Source organism: Sphingomonas sp. (assembly GCF_035944535.1).
In the GTDB taxonomy this organism is placed as follows: domain Bacteria; phylum Pseudomonadota; class Alphaproteobacteria; order Sphingomonadales; family Sphingomonadaceae; genus Sphingomonas_B.
In genome coordinates, this window is record NZ_DASZBC010000007.1 from 126,173 (window position 1) to 142,267 (window position 16,095).

Sequence of the window (16,095 nt, forward strand, 5' to 3'; positions counted from 1 at the left end):
AAATGCGCGAGCGGCGGCACTGTTCCGTTAGCGGAAAGGATTCGGAACGCGGAGGAGAGCAGAAGAAATTTGGGCCCGGAGACACCACCGGGGGGAGGCTGGTGTGTCCGGGCCCATTGTCTTGGATAGCGAGAGCGGGGGGGCAAAAGGTCACTATCCGAACTGCAGAACGCTCTTCGTCGGGAAGGGTTCCGCGCGTTCCGGAACATTTTTGAATTATTTTTGGGCCGAGGCGGCGTCGTCGATGATCAGGGGGAAACAGACCTGGAAGCTACCTCCGGCTCGGTCCCGTTCGAGCGGGCTTCGCAGCTGTCGCGACAGTCCCTCCAGCACTCGGCCGTATCGGGCGGCGAGCAGTTCTTCGATGCGGTCGCTTTCGCGCAGGGCGGGGGAGCCGACTACCAGGCAGGCGCGGTCCGGCTGCGGCTGGCGCAGTACCGAGATGCGGATGGACGCCGTCGGGTCGATCGTCATGGCCAGTTCGACCAGCTCAGTCGTTAGAAAGGCGATCGGGATGGCCGTGTCCTGCCCGACATGAATAATGGGCGCGTCGATCAGGATCGCAAGCCGGTTCGCGTCACCGGGCGCGGTGGCGCGCAGGTTCGCGGCCAGTTCGCCGACCAGCGAGCGCAGATTGACGCCGCGATTTTCCTCCAGCTCCGCATAATGGTTGCGGTGCACGACCGCGAGCGCATCGACACGGCGGCTGATCGATGCATAGGCAGCGGTCGCTTCCGGGCTCTTCGCCGCGCGGGCATGCAGGTTGATCAGGCTGGAGACGACCTGGAGGTTGTTCTTCACCCGGTGGTGCACTTCGCGGGTCAACCGCGTCTGCCGCGACAGGCCGAGAGCCAGCTCTTCCTCATGCGCCGCGACTGTGTGGCTAATCGATTGAAAGGTCTGGCCCAGTTCCTCGATCTCGCGGGCGGGAATGGTCATGCGGCGCAGCGGCCGGAAGATCTCGCCCGGCTTGTAGCTGGCGATATTGCCGCGCAGCTGAGCGAGCGGCGCCATCACCAGCCGATTGAACACGATCCAGGCGACCACCAGCGCGACGAGCCACATGATGATCGGCACCAGCATCGTCAGGATTTCGGCCGCGGTGAACGGCGCCGCACGCACGGAGAAGATCAGCTGCAGGGGTGCATTCGGAATCGGCGTGGCGATCGTCTCCCGCCGACCCAGAGCGCCTCCCCGAACGCCCTCGATCAGCGACAGCGTGGTACCGCCGCCGCTCAGCACGAGATTATAGGAGGTGTCAAAGGTGACGGGTTTCAGCGTACGGATGAGCTGCGCGCGCGGATAGTAAGCGAGGGCGACGAAGGCGCGGGTGTCGCTCGGCAGGATGACCAGCAATCCGCGATCCGAAAGGGCAACCGTTTGGTCCCCCTGGAGCGAACCGCCTGGCAGCAGCGCACTCAGCTCACCGGCGCCGCAGGTCAGCCGCCCGCCGCGGGACAGCAACGCGAAGCGCGTCGCTTCTCCGAAAGAGGTGGCGAGCACGCTTTGGGTGCGGGCGCAGATCGAGTCCGGGTCGCCGCCGCGCTCCAGCAGATTGGCCGCGGAGCGCAGCGCGGTGCCGTTGACGGCGAACTCCGACCCCAGCCGGCGCGCGCTCTCCATAGCGGCGATGCGAACGCTGGCGCGACGTTCAAGATCGGCGCTGCGCGAAATCTGGAGGGAGGCGAGCACCGCCAGCAGGCCAAGCGGCAGCAAGGCGAGCGTCAACAGGATGATGAGGCGGTGCCCTGCCGGCATCCGGGCGAACCGGTCCGCGATTGCGGCAGTCACCGCGCGCGCGGGAGCGGCGCTGGCCATGATCGAATAACTATTTGAGCTTGCCGAGCAGGTCCAGCATCTCTTGAGGAATGTCTTCTTCCACCGCCTTTTCATAGACGGAGCGAAGTGCATCGCCCACCGAACCGTCCGGCACGGTCTTCTTGGCTGGCGGTGTCATCTTACCCTCAACCTTGCGCTTGGCGTTTGAACCCAACATTACCCCCCAACAGCCGGCGTCGCCGCGTGCCCAAGGATTGATCAACCATAAGTACGGCGCGGGCGCTAATAGCCGCCCGATGCCGGTCGTGAAACCAATTAGCGTTTCGTTTGTTCCACCCCCGCGTCATAATTTTCACACCGGCCGCTGCAGGGGGGAAGAGGGGTTGCCAAGCCCGCTCGGCTCGCTCCATGGACGGGTACAACGAAGCGGGAGTTCCAATACATATGTCGCTTGGTCAACAACTGGCCCCTCACCTCCCTTTCCTGCGCCGTTATGCGCGCGCGCTGACCGGAAGTCAGCAACATGGCGATTCCTATGTGAAGGCGGCGCTGGAAGCGATCGTGCAGGCGCCGGACCAATTCCCCCGCGACGTCGACCCGCGGCTCGGCCTTTACAAGACCTTTCAGGCGATCTGGGGCTCGGTGAACGTCGCCAACGACGACGATCCGGTCAGCACCGACGGCAACGACAATGAAGCCGTGGCGCGGGCGCGGCTGGCCCGCATCACGCCGCTGCCGCGCCAGGCGCTGCTGCTAACCGCGATGGAAGGCTTCACGCCCGAAGACACCGGCTATCTGATCGAGGCCGATGCCGATGAGGTCGACCGGCTGGTCGCCGAGGCACTGGCGGAGATCGAGGAGCAGACGCGCGCCGAGGTGCTGATCATCGAGGACGAGCCGATCATCGCGATGGATCTCGAAACGATCGTGCGAGATCTCGGCCATGACGTCACCGGGGTGGCGGTCACCCGCGACGAGGCGGTCGCGCAAGCCAAGGCCCGGCGTCCCGGGCTCGTGCTCGCCGACATCCAGCTCGCCGACGACAGTTCGGGCATCGACGCGGTGAAGGATATCCTCGCCGAGTTCTCGGTTCCCGTGATCTTCATCACGGCCTTTCCGGAGCGGCTGCTGACGGGTGAGAGGCCGGAGCCGACGTTCCTGATTACCAAGCCGTTTCAACGCTCTACGGTCAAGGCGGCGATCGCACAGGCTTTGTTCTTCGATCGCGCGACGGTGCCGGCCTGAACGCCGGAACCTGCTTCGGTCGCGGGCGTTATCCTGCTCATGACCGTAGCAGGGGCGAAATGAAAATGGCCGAAGACGATCTCCACCGCACCGCCACGGAGGCGCGTGGTGCATCGAAGCAGGGCGTGGTCCGCTACGTCCTCGCAATCTCGCTTGCGCTTGTGATCCTCGCGTACATCGTCATTCTGCTCGTCTGAGTTTCACCGCTCGCTTGCGGGCGTCTTGCATCTACTCGAGTCAAGGTTCTGAATGGCCGAAGCCCACGCCCGCCGAATTGACGAGGACGAACCGGAAGCCGCGCCGCACGCCTCGCTGTCCGACGAAGAGTTTCGTCAGCAGCTCGCGCTTGTCATTCCCCATCTCCGCGCCTTTGGCCGTTCGCTCTCGGGCAATCGGGACACGGCCGACGATCTGGTGCAGGAAACGCTGCTGAAAGCCTGGGCGGCGCGCAAGCGCTTTCAGGCCGGCACCAACATGCGCGCTTGGACCTTCATCATCCTGCGCAACCTCTACCTTTCGCAAATGCGTCGCGCGCGCTTCAAGGGCGAGTGGGACGATCTGGCCGCCGACCGGCTGCTTGCCGCGCCCGCAAGCCAGGACCGTCATGTCGAACTTGCCGACATGCAGCGTGCGCTGATGCATCTGCCGCAGCCGCAGCGCGAGGCGCTCATCCTCGTCGGCGCCGGCGGATTCGCCTATGAAGAAGCGGCCGAGATTTGCGGCGTCGCCGTCGGCACGATCAAGAGCCGGGTCGCGCGCGGCCGCGTTGCGCTTGAAGCCCTGCTGACCGAAGGCGCACTGCCGTCACGCCGCGACAGCCCGGGCAATGGCGCTCGTGGCGCGCTCGAAACGATCATGGGCCAGGTCGACGATCTCAGCCGCGATGCCGAACATGCCGAGAACGCCCCTCACGACCATTGATCCGGGCGAGGTCTAGGCCCTGATCCGGTCCAGCTGCTGGATACAGCGCTGCATATCGGCCGGCAGCGGCAAGCCGTCGCGGAACGCCGCCTGCAGCGCACGCCCCACGCCTTCCGAGCGCGACGGCAGCGAGACGGCAATGAACTGGCCTTCCTGCATCTCCTGCTCCCTCTGGTTGGCGGTGCGCATGTCCTTCTAACGTCCTTACATAAGTGAAGTTGCGACCATGTTGCCCGCGCAACGATGACGGGCCAAAGGCTGTGGCATGAACGCCACGCCGGCAGCCTCGCTGACGCAGTCCTTGGAGCGGGCGGCGCGCCATGCGCCTTTTCTTCGGGCGCAGATCGAACGATTTCCGGACTTGGCCGATCTGCTCGCGGCCGGAGACTTGGCCGGAGCGATGGCTGCATGCGAGCCATCCGGCGCCGACTTGCCGCCTGCGCGACGGCTGCGGATGGGCCGCTCACGGGTCGCCTTGGTGCTGGCGATCGGCGACTTGGCCGGATTGCTGTCGCTCGAGGAAGTGACGCAAAGCCTCAGCGATCTTGCCGATCGCAGCCTTGATCTCGCGATCGAAACGGCGATTTTCGAGCGGGTTCCGGATGCGCCGATCGTCGGCTTTGCCGTCATCGGGCTCGGCAAACATGGCGGGCGAGAGTTGAACTACTCGTCCGATATCGATCCGATCTTTCTCTACGATCCCGACACGCTGCCGCACCGGGGCAAGGAAGAGCCAGCCGAAGCAGCGGTTCGCTATGGCCGGCGCGTCATCGAACTTCTGCAGGCCCGTGACGCCGATGGCTATGCCTTTCGCGTCGACCTGCGCTTACGGCCTTCGCCCGAGGTGACGCCGATCGCGCTGCCGGTCGATGCGGCAATCGGCTATTATGAATCGAGTGCGGTCGCCTGGGAGCGGGCCGCCTTTGTGCGCGCCCGCGCGGCGGCCGGGGACCGACGGCTGGGAGAGCGCTTTTTGGACGCCATCCGCCCCTTTGTCTGGCGACGCTCCCTCGATTTCGGCGCGGTCAAGGAGATGCGCGCCATGTCCCACCGCATCCGCGACCAGCATGGCCGCGCGGCGCTCGGCCCCGGCTATGACCTGAAGCGCGGGCGCGGTGGCATCCGCGAGGTCGAGTTCTTCACGCAGATTCACCAGCTGATCCATGGCGGACGCGACCGATCGCTTCGACTGCCTGCGACCGCTCCGGCCCTGACCAGTCTGCAGGCCGCAGGGATCATCGGCGAGGAGGCCGACGAACTGATCCAGGCCTATCGCCTGTACCGGACGATCGAGCATCGGCTGCAGATGGTCGACGATCGTCAGACCCATTCGCTTCCGGCGGACGCCACTGCCCTCGACAATGTCGCCGCGCTTCATGGTCTGGGCTCAGGTGCGGAGCTGGTCGAGCTGTTGCGGCCGTATGTGGATCAGGTCGGCACCATCTACGATGCGCTAGACGATGGCGGCGGCGGCGGCATCCCGGTCGGCGAGGCGCTCGGCGGTGCGTTGGAGCAGGCGGGCTTCAGGCCGGCAGAGCCTGCGCGCGCCGTCATCGAGCGGTGGCGCGGAGGCGGCGTGCGGGCGCTGCAAAGCCCGGCCGCGAGGGAGGCACTGGAGGAAGTGCTGCCGGGCCTCGTTGGTGTGCTCGGCCAGGCGCCCGATCCGCTGAATGCACTGCACCGGCTTGACGACATTGTCGGCCGGCTGCCGAGCGCGATCAACTTCTTCCGCCTGCTCGCCGCGCGCCCGCCGCTTCTCCGGCTGCTCGCCGACATTCTAACGCACGCGCCGACGCTTGCCGCTGCTCTAGGCACGCGCCCAAGCCTGCTCGACGGCTTGATCGACGCCAGCGCTTTCGATCCCGCGCCGCCTGTCGAGGATCTCGTCCGCTCCTTCTCAGCGTCCGAGGGCGGCGACTATGAGCGGCTGCTCGATCATGTGCGCCATGCCGTGGGGGAGCGGCGGTTTGCGCTCGGAGCGCAGCTGATCGAAGGCGCCAGCGATCCGCTCGACGTTGCCGCCGGCTATGCCCGGGTGGCAGAGGCTGCGGTGCAGACCCTCGCTGCCGCCACTTTGGAGGACCACCGGCGGCAGCATGGCGACGTTCCGGACAGCGAGTTCGTAATTCTCGCGCTGGGGCGCCTCGGCGGAGAGGCGCTGACCCATGCCTCCGACCTCGATCTCATATACCTGTTCACGGGGACTCTGGACCGCAGCTCCGACGGCGCAAAGCCGCTGGAAGCGACGCGCTACTTCAACCGCTTGGGTCAGCGGGTCACAGCCGCGCTAACGGTACCGACCGCAGCTGGCGCGCTCTACGAAGTCGATACGCGGCTGCGGCCGTCGGGCGCCAAGGGATTGCTTGCGGTCACGCTCCACTCCTTCACGGAGTATCAGAACAACAGCGCGTGGACCTGGGAGCATATGGCGCTGACCCGGGCGCGCCCTATTTTCGGATCGGCCGAGGCTCGCGCCAACGTGCAGGTGATTATCACCGGAGCGCTGCGCCGGCCGCGCAATCTCAGGACCTTGCTGAACGACATCGTCTCGATGCGGACCGACATGGCGAAGCACAAGCCGCCCTCCGGTCCGCTGGATGCCAAGTTGATCGAGGGCGGGCTGGTCGATCTGGAGTTCTGCGTTCACGCCGCTCAGCTGGAGCATGGCGAGGGGCTCGATTCGAACCTGCCGCGTGCGATCGCCGCACTCGTCGGCACCGGCCGCTTGCCGCCGAGCTTTGCCGACGCGCACGACATGCTGACTCGGCTGCTCGTCATCCTCCGCCTTGTCGCACCCGATGCGCAGGATCCCCCGGAACCGACAAAGGCCCTGGTCGCGAGAGCCTGCGGCTTCGCCGATTGGGACGCGCTGCTTGAAGGCTATGCGAAGGCGCGGCAGAGCGTCGCCGGTCAGTGGGCGCAGGTCGTGGCGCGAAGCAGGGAGGGTCAGTGATGGTGACGGTTGGGGATCAGGCGCCGGACGTCGCATTCGAAGGGCCGGACGGGCAGCAAACCAGCCTCGCCGCGTGGCGCGGCAAGCCGCTGGTCCTCTATTTCTATCCAAAGGACGATACGTCCGGCTGCACCAAGGAAGCGCAGGATTTCACCGAACTGGCCGGTGAGTTCGCTTCTGCCGGCGTCGCCCTGCTCGGCATGTCCAAGGACTCGGCCAAGAAGCACAAGGCGTTTACCGAGAAATATGGCCTGAAGGTGCCCCTCGCTACCGATGCAGAAGGCAAGTTACTGGAGGCATTCGGGGCCTGGGTCGAAAAGAGCATGTACGGCCGCAAATATATGGGCATCGACCGTTCGACCTTCCTGATCGACAAGGACGGGCGGATCGCGGCCGAGTGGCGGAAGGTAAAGGTGCCCGGCCACGCTAAGGCCGTGCTGGAGGCGGCGCGGGCGCTCTGATGGACGTTTCCGAGGCCGCGCTTGCGGTTCTCACATCGGCTGATCCTTACGCGAAAGTGCGCGCGGCGCGGGCCGCTGCGCGTGACTGGCGCATCGGCCGTCTGGCACATCGCTTCTCCGTAGAATTTCCGGACCGTCCGGCGCGCCCAGAGCGGCCGGAGCTGCTTGCGCCCCGGCACATGCCGAAGCGTGGCAAGATCGGGTCGGAGGTGAACCGGATCGCGATGATCCATGCGCTAGCGCACATCGAGTTCGTCGCGATCGATCTGGCGTTCGATCTGCTCGGCCGCTTCGGCGCGCGCTTTCCGGCCGAGTTCGTGGGCGACTGGATGAAAGTCGGCGCCGACGAAGCGATGCATTTCGCCTTGCTGGACCGGCGCTTGCGTCAGCTCGGCAGCCACTACGGCGCCCTGCCGGCGCATGACGGGCTATGGGAAGCCGCAGGAGAGACGGCGCATGATGCGTTGGCGCGGCTCGCGGTCGTGCCCATGGTGCTCGAAGCGCGGGGTCTCGACATCACGCCCGCCACGATCGAGAGATTCCAAGCGGTTGGCGACGAACCGACCGCGCGAATCCTCCGCCGCATTCTGGCGGATGAGGAAAAGCATGTCGGCGCAGGCACGAAATGGTTCCGCTCCGGCTGTGAATCGGCTGGTCTGGCGCCTGCCGAAACATGGCGCGAGCTGATTTCGCGGCATTTTCGGGGGGCGTTGAAGCCTCCGTTCAACGACTCGGCGCGCGCGAGGGCCGGTCTGACCCGCGACTTCTATTCGGTAGGTTGTCATTAACCGGTGAGTTGCAGACAAGTCGGGCAAGCCAAGCGGGGGGCCCGCAAGGCAGCACGAAATCTAGGCCGGGACGGACCGCAAGTGTCCGACCAGGCTGGTCGCCGGAAGGACGTGAGTTTGTTCTCAGCCCAAATCAACGCGGTGAATGGAAGCCGGTTCCGCTTTTCCTTCGCCCGTTTCGCCTTTGCGGTCATGGCTGGCGCGACCTCGGTCGCCGCCTCGGCCGAGACGGGCGATGCCGAATATAAGGCGCTGTTCCAGTCCTGGAAAAAGATGGACCAGGTCGGCCAGAGCACGCCATCGGATCAGGGCAGCATGTCGGTGCCGTCGATGAAGCCGGTCGCCAACCTGCAGTTCACCAGCCTTTACGGCGTCCGTTCCGACCCGTTCCGCGGCACTGCGGCGATGCACGCCGGCGTGGATATTCCCGGTCCGGTCGGCACCCCGATCTATGCGACCGCCGATGGCGTGGTCGGCCGCTCCGGCTGGGTCGGCGCTTATGGCAACCTGGTCGAGATTGAGCATGGCCGCGGCCTCCAGACCCGCTACGGCCATCTGTCGAAGATCACGGTCGCGCCGGGCACCCGCGTCACGCGGGGGCAGGTCATCGGCATGATGGGCTCGACCGGCCGCTCGACCGGAAGCCACCTCCACTATGAAGTGCGGATGGACGGCCGCGCCGTCAACCCGGTCCCATATCTCGACTCCGCGCAATATGCGTCGAACATGAAGCAGCGCGTCAATGCGATGACCGCGCCGCTCGCCCAGGGCGGTCCCACCCTCGGCACCGAGTAAGGTTAGGGAGAGGAGCCGCGGGCCGCGCTTGCCCGCGGCCGCTCTCCCTCCTATCTCGCTTGCTGTGAGCGATATCCAGCTAACCCCATCCGCCGCCAAGCGCGTCGCCGCGATCGCCGCCCGGCAAGGCAAGCCGGCGGTGCTGCGTCTCTCCGTGGAGGGCGGCGGCTGCTCCGGCTTCCAGTATCGCTTCGGGCTTGCAGAGAGCATCGAGCCGGACGACGCGGCGGTCGAGACCGATGGCGTTAAGCTCGTCGTAGACAGCATCAGCCTCGATCTCGTCCGCGGATCGGCAGTGGACTATGTCGAGGATTTGTCGGGCGCCGCGTTCAAGGTTCAGAACCCGCAGGCCGCGAGCGGCTGCGGCTGCGGTTCCAGCTTCTCCATCTGACTGCGCCTCGCTAGGTGAGGTGCATGCGCATCGTCACCTATAATGTGAACGGCATCAAAGCCCGGCTGCCCCGGTTGCTCGAATATCTGGACGAGCAGAAGCCGGATGTCGTGTGCCTGCAGGAACTAAAATGCGCCGACGACAGCTTCCCGGAGCTGGAGATCAGGGCTGCGGGCTACGGCGCCGTGTGGCACGGGCAGAAGGGGTTCAACGGCGTCGCGGTGCTCGCCCGCGGCAGCGATCCGGTGGAGCGAACGCGTGGTCTGGCCGGCGAGCCTGAGGACGCGCACAGCCGCTATCTCGAAGCCGAAGTGAATGGCGTCGTCATCGCGTCCATCTATCTGCCCAACGGCAATCCGGTGCCCGGCGAGAAGTTTGACTATAAATTGCGCTGGATGGAGCGGCTTCGCACACACGCGGAGGGGCTGTCGGCGGAAGAGCGGCCCGTGGTGCTGGCCGGCGACTATAATGTCATTCCCACCGATGACGACACATTCTCCGTCCGCGCGATGGCGCATGACGCGCTGATGCAGCCGGAAAGCCGCCAGGCCTTTCGGCGCCTGCTCTACCAAGGCTGGACCGATGCCCTGCGGGCGCGTCACCCGGTTGCACAGCTCTGGACCTTCTGGGACTATCAGGCGGGCTGCTGGCAGCGCGACGCAGGCTTCCGCATCGACCACCTGCTGCTCAGCCCGCTGGCGGCAGACCGGCTGGCGGACGCCGGCGTCGACAAGAGCTATCGCGGCCGCGAAAAGGCCAGCGACCATGCGCCGACCTGGGCCGTGCTGCGCGACTGACATGGCGGCATGACGTGGTTAACATTTTAGGGTAAAGAGCAGCGCAACGACATTCGGGGCGCACGCGGATTTGACGGCACGGGCGAAGCTACGGACGTGGAGCGGAGCAGCCATGTTGCTGCTCTGCGCGGCCGCCGTTGCGGTCTGGTCCCCCGGCGAGGCGGCACGGACCAGCGGCGCGCTGACGGTGCTCCTCGATCCTCCGCTGCCTGCGCCGCCGCTGCCCGGCGTAACCGGACCGGCAGACGCTCCCCTGGTCGTCATCGATGCCGGTCATGGCGGCCATGATCCGGGCGCGAAATCGGCCGGTGGCGAGCAGGAAAAGGATCTGACGCTTGCGCTCGTACGCTCGGTACGTGATGCGCTGATTGCCAGCGGCCGCGTGCGCGTGGCGCTCACGCGTGCCGATGACCGCTATCTGGTGCTGGGTGAGCGCTCGGAAATGGCGCGACGGCTGGGGGCTTCCCTGTTCCTGTCCATTCATGCCGATTCCGCGGGAGAGGACGATCAGGCGCATGGCGCCACGCTCTACACTCTGTCGGAAACCGCATCCGATGCGGAAGCCGCGGCACTTGCCGCCCGCGAGAACAAGGCGGACGTGGTGCGCGGCGTCAACTTAAGCGGGCGCGACGAGGCGGTCGCCTCGATCCTGATCGATCTCGCCCGCCGAGAGTCGCTGGAGGGGGCAACAGCGTTCGTCCGCCTGTTGCATGGCCAGGCCAAGGGCGTGCTGCCTTTCCGACAGGACTATCATCGCAAGGCGTCGCTGGTGGTGCTGAAGGCGCCCGACGTGCCGTCCGTCCTGTTCGAGACCGGCTATATCACCAATGAGAATGATCGCAGCCTGTTGAGCTCGGCGGACGGCCGCGCCCGGGTCGCCATGGCGGTGGCAAAGGCGGTCGAGAAGCAGCTGATCCCGGTTTCAAAGCGCTAGAAACTTGCTAGAGCCGGGGCCGGATGGAACAGTCTGAGACGGCCGGCACGCGGTTCACGCTGAAGCGGGCGAGCGACTTGCGGCAGAAACTGGGCGAGTGGTGGCAGCTGCGCTGGGTGCGCTGGCTTGCCTATCTCGTCGGCCTGGCGCTGCTCGGCTGGCTGCTCATTCTGCTGATTTTCGCGCGGGGGCTGCCTTCGGTCGACAAGCTGCGGACCTATGAGCCGCCGCTGCCGACCAATGTGCGCGCCATCGACGGTTCGCCGATCCACAGCTTCGCGCGCGAACGCCGCGTCCAGCTCGCCTATGGCGAATATCCCAGGCAGCTGATCCACGCCTATTTGTCGGCCGAGGACAAGACCTTCTTCAGCCATGGCGGCGTCGATTATCCGGGCATCCTTGCGGCGCTGATCTCGAACATGACGCGCAGCGGCCGTCCGGTCGGCGCGTCGACCATCACGCAGCAAGTGGCCAAGAACCTGCTGCTGACCAGCGAGGTGAGCTACACCCGCAAGGTGCGCGAGGCGATCCTCGCCTACCGGATCGAGGACGCGCTTTCGAAGGAAGAGATCCTCGAGCTTTACCTCAACCAGATTTTTCTCGGCCGAAACGCCTATGGTGTGCAGGCAGCGTCGCGCGCCTATTTCGACAAGGATGTGGCGCAGCTGACGCTGCCGGAAATGGCCTATCTGGCCATCCTGCCCAAGGCGCCGTCCAACTACGATCCGGAACGCCGGACTCAGCGCGCGCTCGACCGCCGGAACTGGGTGCTGGGCGAAATGGAGAATAACGGCTTCATCACCGCCGCCGAACGCGCCGCGGCGCAAGCGGCGCCGCTCGGCACGGTGCCGCGCCAGGGCACCAAGTTCGAAGCCAATGCCGGCTATTTTCTCGAGGATGTCCGCCGCGAACTGATCCAGCGCTTCGGCGAAGACGCGAACAAAGGCCCGCACAGCCTTTACGCCGGCGGGCTCTGGGTGCGCACCTCGCTCGACCCGCGCCTGCAGCAGCTGGCGGAGAACGCCTTGCGCGACGGCTTGGTCCGCTACGATCGCGGCCGCGGCTGGCATGGACCGATCAAGAAGCTCGACATCTCAGGCAATTGGGCGCAGCGCCTGGCCGCCGCCAATCTCGGCGCCGGCTATCAGGACTGGCGCGTTGCCGTGGTGCTGCAAAAGGCGGGCAATCAGGCGACCATCGGCTTTCCTTCCGGCCAGACCGGTACCCTTCCCGCCTATGCCGCGAGCATGCCGGTGGCGGGCAAAGGCGGCAGTGCCTTCGATGCGCTCCGTCCGGGTGACGCAATCGCGGTCAAGCAGGAAGGCAATGGCTGGTCCCTGCGGTCGATTCCGGTCGTGTCCGGCGCCTTTGTCGTTCAGGACCCGAACACCGGCCGTATCCTTGCGATGCAGGGCGGCTTCGACAGCCGCATCCACACTTTCAACAATGCGACCCAGGCGTTGCGCCAGCCGGGCTCGACGATCAAGCCGTTCGTCTATGCGGCCGCCCTCGACAACGGCATGACCCCCGCTTCGATCATCGTCGATGGCCCATTCTGCGTTTATCAGTCGGCGCTGCTCGGCCAGAAATGCTTCCGGAACTTCTCTGGCGGCAATGCCGGGCCGCAGACGATGCGCTGGGGGATCGAACAGTCGCGCAACCTGATGACCGTGCGCGCCGCCTCGCAAACCGGCATGCAAGCGGTGACCCGCACGATCGCGCGCATGGGGATTGGCCAATATCCGGGCTATCTGTCGATCGCGCTCGGCGCCGGCGACACCACCGCGCTCAAGATGACCAACGCCTTCTCGCAGCTGGTCGCGTTGGGCCGCGAGCTGAAGCCGACGCTGATCGACTATGTTCAGGACCGGAACGGCAAGGTCATCTACCGCACCGACAATCGCTGCCGCCTGATGCGTAACTGCAATGCGAAGGATTGGGACGGCAAGGCGATGCCGCGCCCGCCGATCCGCGCCCGCCAGCTGATGGACCCGATGACAGCCTATCAGATGGTCCATATTCTGGAAGGCGTGGTCCAGCGCGGGACGGCGACGACCTTGCGTGAGCTTGGCCGTCCGCTGATGGGCAAGACCGGTACCACCAGCGGCCCGACGAATGTCTGGTTCATCGGCGGGTCGGCGGACCTGATCGGCGGCATCTATGTGGGCTATGACCAGCCGCGCTCGCTCGGCGGCTATGCGCAGGGCGGCACGCTCGCGGCGCCGATCTTCAAGCAGTTCGCCAAGGAAGCGATGAAGGACATGCCGGTGGTGCCGTTCCGCGCCGCCCCCGGCATCCGCATGATCCGGATCGACCGTCGCTCCGGCCGCAAGGTGTTCGGCGTCTTCCCCGGCTTCGACGAGCCCAAGCCGGCGGTGATCTGGGAAGCGTTCAAGCCGGAGAGCGAGCCCCGCCGCACCATTCGCCGCGCCGAGATCGCCGCGCGGCCGAAGGAAAAAGACGTGCCCAGCGGCGAACGCCAGGTCCGCCAAGGCAGTGCTGGCGACGCCGACTTCCTTGAGCGCGAAGGCGGGATTTACTAGGCCGTCACGCAAACCGTTCGTTTCGAGCGCAGTCGAGAAACGTTCGTGTGCCCCAGCGTGTCTCGACTTCGCTCGACACGAACGGATTAGAGTAGGATTTCCAATGCGCGCCGAAGCGCAAGCCCATGTCGACCAGATCAACGACGCACTCGCACTGCTCCGCCGCTTTCTCGATTGGGACCGCGCGCTACGGCGGCTCGATGAGCTGAACGCCAAGGTCGAAGACCAGGCGCTCTGGAACGATCCGAAGCAGGCGCAGGCGGTCATGCGCGAGCGGCGGCGGCTGGACGAAGCTATTTCGGCGACGCGGGCGATCGAACGCGAGCGCGACGACACGGTCGAGCTGATGGAAATGGCTGAGGCCGAGGGTGACGAGGCCCTGGTGGACGAAGGCGTGGCGAGCCTGGCCGCGCTCGCGGCGCGTGCCGAGAAGGACAAGGTCGCGGCTTTGCTCGCCGGTGAGGCCGACGCCAACGACACCTATATCGAAGTGAACGCCGGCGCGGGCGGCACCGAGAGCCAGGACTGGGCCGGCATGCTGCAGCGCATGTACACGCGCTGGGCCGAGCGCCACGGCATGAAGGTCGAGCTGATCGACTATCACGCGGGCGAGCAGGCGGGCATCAAGTCGGCGACTTTGCTGCTCAAGGGCGAAAACGCCTATGGCTATGCGAAGACGGAAAGCGGCGTGCACCGCCTGGTCCGCATCAGCCCTTATGACTCGAACGCCCGCCGTCACACGAGCTTCGCGAGCGTCTGGGTTTATCCGGTCGTCGACGACGATATCGAAGTGGAGATCAACGAGAGCGAACTGCGCATCGACACCTTCCGCGCTTCAGGTGCCGGCGGGCAGCACATCAACACCACCGACTCCGCAGTGCGCATCACCCACTTGCCGACCGGCATCGTCGTCCAGTCGCAAAGCCAGCGCTCGCAGCACAAGAACAAGGCGGAAGCCTATAGCCAGTTGCGCGCAAAACTGTTCGAACGCGAGCTGCAGCGCCGCGAGGCGGAAGCCAACGCCACCGCGTCGAGCAAGACCGATATCGGCTGGGGTCACCAGATCCGTTCCTATGTGCTCCAGCCCTATCAGCTGGTGAAGGATTTGCGTACCGGCGTGACATCGACGGCACCGGGCGACGTGCTCGACGGCGACCTCGACGCCTTCATGGCCGCTGCGCTAAGCCAGCGGGTGACCGGAGAGAAGGTCGAGGTCGAGGACGTGGAATGATCACAAACCAGTTCCGTTCGTATCGAGCCCTTCGACCGCCTGCCAAGGCAGGCGCTCAGGATAAACTTCCTGCCAAAGCCAGGAAGTCGAGATACGCTTCTCGACTTCGCTCAAAGCGAACGGCTGCTTTGTGTGTTCTGCTCACCGCCTGTCAGGCGCCGGCGGAGCAGGGCGCGGCCGTGGCCCGAGAGCGGACGGGCACCTTTCCCAAAGCCGATCGCCCGGTCGCCAAGATCGTCTCAAGCCGCTGGTCGACCGAAGAAGCACGCGACCGGCTGCGCGAGGCCGACGAAGTGATGAACCGCGCCGGCATCGTGCCAGGCATGACCGTGGCGGATATCGGGGCAGGCGAAGGCTATTACACGATCCGGCTTGCAGAGCGGGTGGGGCGTGACGGCCGCGTGCTGGCGCAGGACATCGTGCCCGAAGTGCGGGATGCGCTCGCCGAACGCGTCAATCGCGAGCGGCTCGACAATGTCTCCGTGAAGCTCGGTGAGCCGGCCGATCCGAAGCTGCCCGAAAACAGCTTCGACCGCGTGCTCATGGTTCATATGTATCACGAGATCGGCGAACCCTACGCCTTCCTCTGGCACTTGCGGCCGGCCCTGAAGCCGGGCGGGCAGGTGATCGTTGTCGATGCCGACCGGCCGACGCAGAACCATGGCACGCCGCCGACGCTGCTTCGCTGCGAGTTCGCGGCTGTCGGCTATACGCAGGTGCGATTCGAGCGCATGCCCCAGGCGGGCGGCTATTTCGCCGCTTTCGAGGCGCGGGGCGAGCGGCCCGAGCCCGGCGCCATCAAGTCCTGCCGCTCACAATAAGCCGCGCTGGCGAAAAGAACTGAAGGCTTCGCCGCCGAAGACCAGATGATCGCGAACGGTCACTCCTAACACGCGGGTTGCCTGGATCAGGCTACGCGTTGCGTCGATATCCGTTCGGCTCGGAGTCGCGTCTACGCTTGGGTGATTATGCGCCAGGATCAGACTTGTGCTTCCATAAGCCAAGGCGTCGGCGACGATCGTGCGCAACGGAAAGTCGATATGCTTGTCCATCTTGGCGTAGCGCACGCGCAGGCGGATCAGCGCACCGTCGCTGCCGAGATGAGCCACATAAAGACGCTCCGTGCGTGCGCCTTCGAACAGCGGCTGAAGCAGCGCTTTTGCAGCTGCCAGGCTGTCGATGATGCCACCTTGACGGCCGCCCGCGTCCTGCATGGCCGCTCGCTAGGGCCAGAATGGCTCCATTCAGAAGAACGCT

Annotated in this window: 17 protein-coding genes; 13 read left to right on the forward strand and 4 right to left on the reverse strand. The window is 65.7% G+C overall.

The features are described 5' to 3' along the window. Nucleotides 1-216: 216 nt before the first annotated feature. Nucleotides 217-1,818: a sensor histidine kinase gene (locus tag VGT77_RS07550; protein WP_327461155.1), complete on the reverse strand. Its 1,602-nt coding sequence runs from the start codon at nt 1,816-1,818 to the stop codon at nt 217-219. Between the two features lie 10 nt (nt 1,819-1,828). After that, nucleotides 1,829-1,996 carry a NepR family anti-sigma factor gene (locus tag VGT77_RS07555; protein ID WP_327461157.1) on the reverse strand — a complete coding sequence of 56 codons (168 nt, stop codon included), beginning with the start codon at nt 1,994-1,996 and terminating at the stop codon, nt 1,829-1,831. Nucleotides 1,997-2,223: 227 nt separating this feature from the next. Here VGT77_RS07555 and VGT77_RS07560 point away from each other — a divergent pair, with 227 nt between their 5' ends. Genes VGT77_RS07560 through VGT77_RS07570 form a run of 3 tightly spaced genes read left to right on the forward strand, consistent with a single transcriptional unit; the run spans nt 2,224 to nt 3,945 of the window. Continuing rightward, nucleotides 2,224-3,024, forward strand: coding sequence for a response regulator (locus VGT77_RS07560; RefSeq protein ID WP_327461159.1), 801 nt, complete (start codon nt 2,224-2,226; stop codon nt 3,022-3,024). Nucleotides 3,025-3,083: 59 nt separating this feature from the next. After that, nucleotides 3,084-3,221, forward strand: a complete 138-nt coding sequence (locus VGT77_RS07565; RefSeq protein WP_327461161.1) for a hypothetical protein — start codon at nt 3,084-3,086, stop codon at nt 3,219-3,221. Between the two features lie 52 nt (nt 3,222-3,273). Beyond that, the gene (locus VGT77_RS07570) at nt 3,274-3,945 is read left to right on the forward strand and encodes a sigma-70 family RNA polymerase sigma factor (protein ID WP_327461163.1); all 672 of its coding nucleotides are present in this window, start codon (nt 3,274-3,276) and stop codon (nt 3,943-3,945) included. Nucleotides 3,946-3,957: 12 nt separating this feature from the next. On the opposite strand, the gene VGT77_RS07575 is transcribed toward VGT77_RS07570, so the two are convergent. Continuing rightward, nucleotides 3,958-4,134: a hypothetical protein gene (locus tag VGT77_RS07575; protein ID WP_327461165.1), complete on the reverse strand. Its 177-nt coding sequence runs from the start codon at nt 4,132-4,134 to the stop codon at nt 3,958-3,960. 76 nt (nt 4,135-4,210) lie between these two features. On the opposite strand from VGT77_RS07575, the gene VGT77_RS07580 reads away from it, so the two are divergent. From VGT77_RS07580 to VGT77_RS07625, 10 genes are all read left to right on the forward strand, one after another. Next, complete coding sequence (locus tag VGT77_RS07580) at nt 4,211-6,898, forward strand: glutamine-synthetase adenylyltransferase (protein ID WP_327461167.1); 2,688 nt, start codon at nt 4,211-4,213, stop codon at nt 6,896-6,898. Continuing rightward, the gene (locus tag VGT77_RS07585) at nt 6,898-7,359 is read left to right on the forward strand and encodes a peroxiredoxin (protein WP_327461560.1); all 462 of its coding nucleotides are present in this window, start codon (nt 6,898-6,900) and stop codon (nt 7,357-7,359) included. The genes VGT77_RS07580 and VGT77_RS07585 overlap by 1 nt, the downstream gene beginning before the upstream one ends. Further along, entirely contained in the window at nt 7,359-8,147 is a 789-nt protein-coding gene (locus VGT77_RS07590) for a ferritin-like domain-containing protein (protein ID WP_327461169.1), read from the forward strand. Before VGT77_RS07585 ends, VGT77_RS07590 begins: the two co-directional genes overlap by 1 nt. Before the next feature lie 111 nt (nt 8,148-8,258). Then, complete coding sequence (locus VGT77_RS07595; RefSeq protein ID WP_327461171.1) at nt 8,259-8,942, forward strand: M23 family metallopeptidase; 684 nt, start codon at nt 8,259-8,261, stop codon at nt 8,940-8,942. 64 nt (nt 8,943-9,006) lie between these two features. Continuing rightward, on the forward strand, nt 9,007-9,333 hold the full coding sequence (erpA, locus tag VGT77_RS07600; protein WP_327461173.1) for an iron-sulfur cluster insertion protein ErpA: 327 nt from the start codon (nt 9,007-9,009) through the stop codon (nt 9,331-9,333). A gap of 23 nt (nt 9,334-9,356) precedes the next feature. Further along, nucleotides 9,357-10,130 (forward strand): exodeoxyribonuclease III, encoded by a 774-nt coding sequence (xth, locus tag VGT77_RS07605; protein WP_327461175.1) that lies wholly within the window; start codon nt 9,357-9,359, stop codon nt 10,128-10,130. Between the two features lie 112 nt (nt 10,131-10,242). Beyond that, a complete protein-coding gene (locus VGT77_RS07610; protein WP_327461177.1) occupies nt 10,243-11,064 on the forward strand; it encodes an N-acetylmuramoyl-L-alanine amidase in 822 nt (273 codons plus the stop codon). Nucleotides 11,065-11,087: 23 nt separating this feature from the next. After that, on the forward strand, nt 11,088-13,607 hold the full coding sequence (locus tag VGT77_RS07615; protein WP_327461179.1) for a PBP1A family penicillin-binding protein: 2,520 nt from the start codon (nt 11,088-11,090) through the stop codon (nt 13,605-13,607). 103 nt (nt 13,608-13,710) lie between these two features. Then, the gene (gene prfB, locus VGT77_RS07620; RefSeq protein ID WP_327461181.1) at nt 13,711-14,838 is read left to right on the forward strand and encodes a peptide chain release factor 2; all 1,128 of its coding nucleotides are present in this window, start codon (nt 13,711-13,713) and stop codon (nt 14,836-14,838) included. A gap of 137 nt (nt 14,839-14,975) precedes the next feature. Further along, on the forward strand, nt 14,976-15,659 hold the full coding sequence (locus VGT77_RS07625) for a class I SAM-dependent methyltransferase (RefSeq protein ID WP_327461562.1): 684 nt from the start codon (nt 14,976-14,978) through the stop codon (nt 15,657-15,659). Here the strand turns inward: VGT77_RS07625 and VGT77_RS07630 are convergent. Next, entirely contained in the window at nt 15,651-16,052 is a 402-nt protein-coding gene (locus VGT77_RS07630) for a JAB domain-containing protein (RefSeq protein ID WP_327461183.1), read from the reverse strand. The genes VGT77_RS07625 and VGT77_RS07630 overlap by 9 nt on opposite strands. Nucleotides 16,053-16,095: the final 43 nt, after the last annotated feature.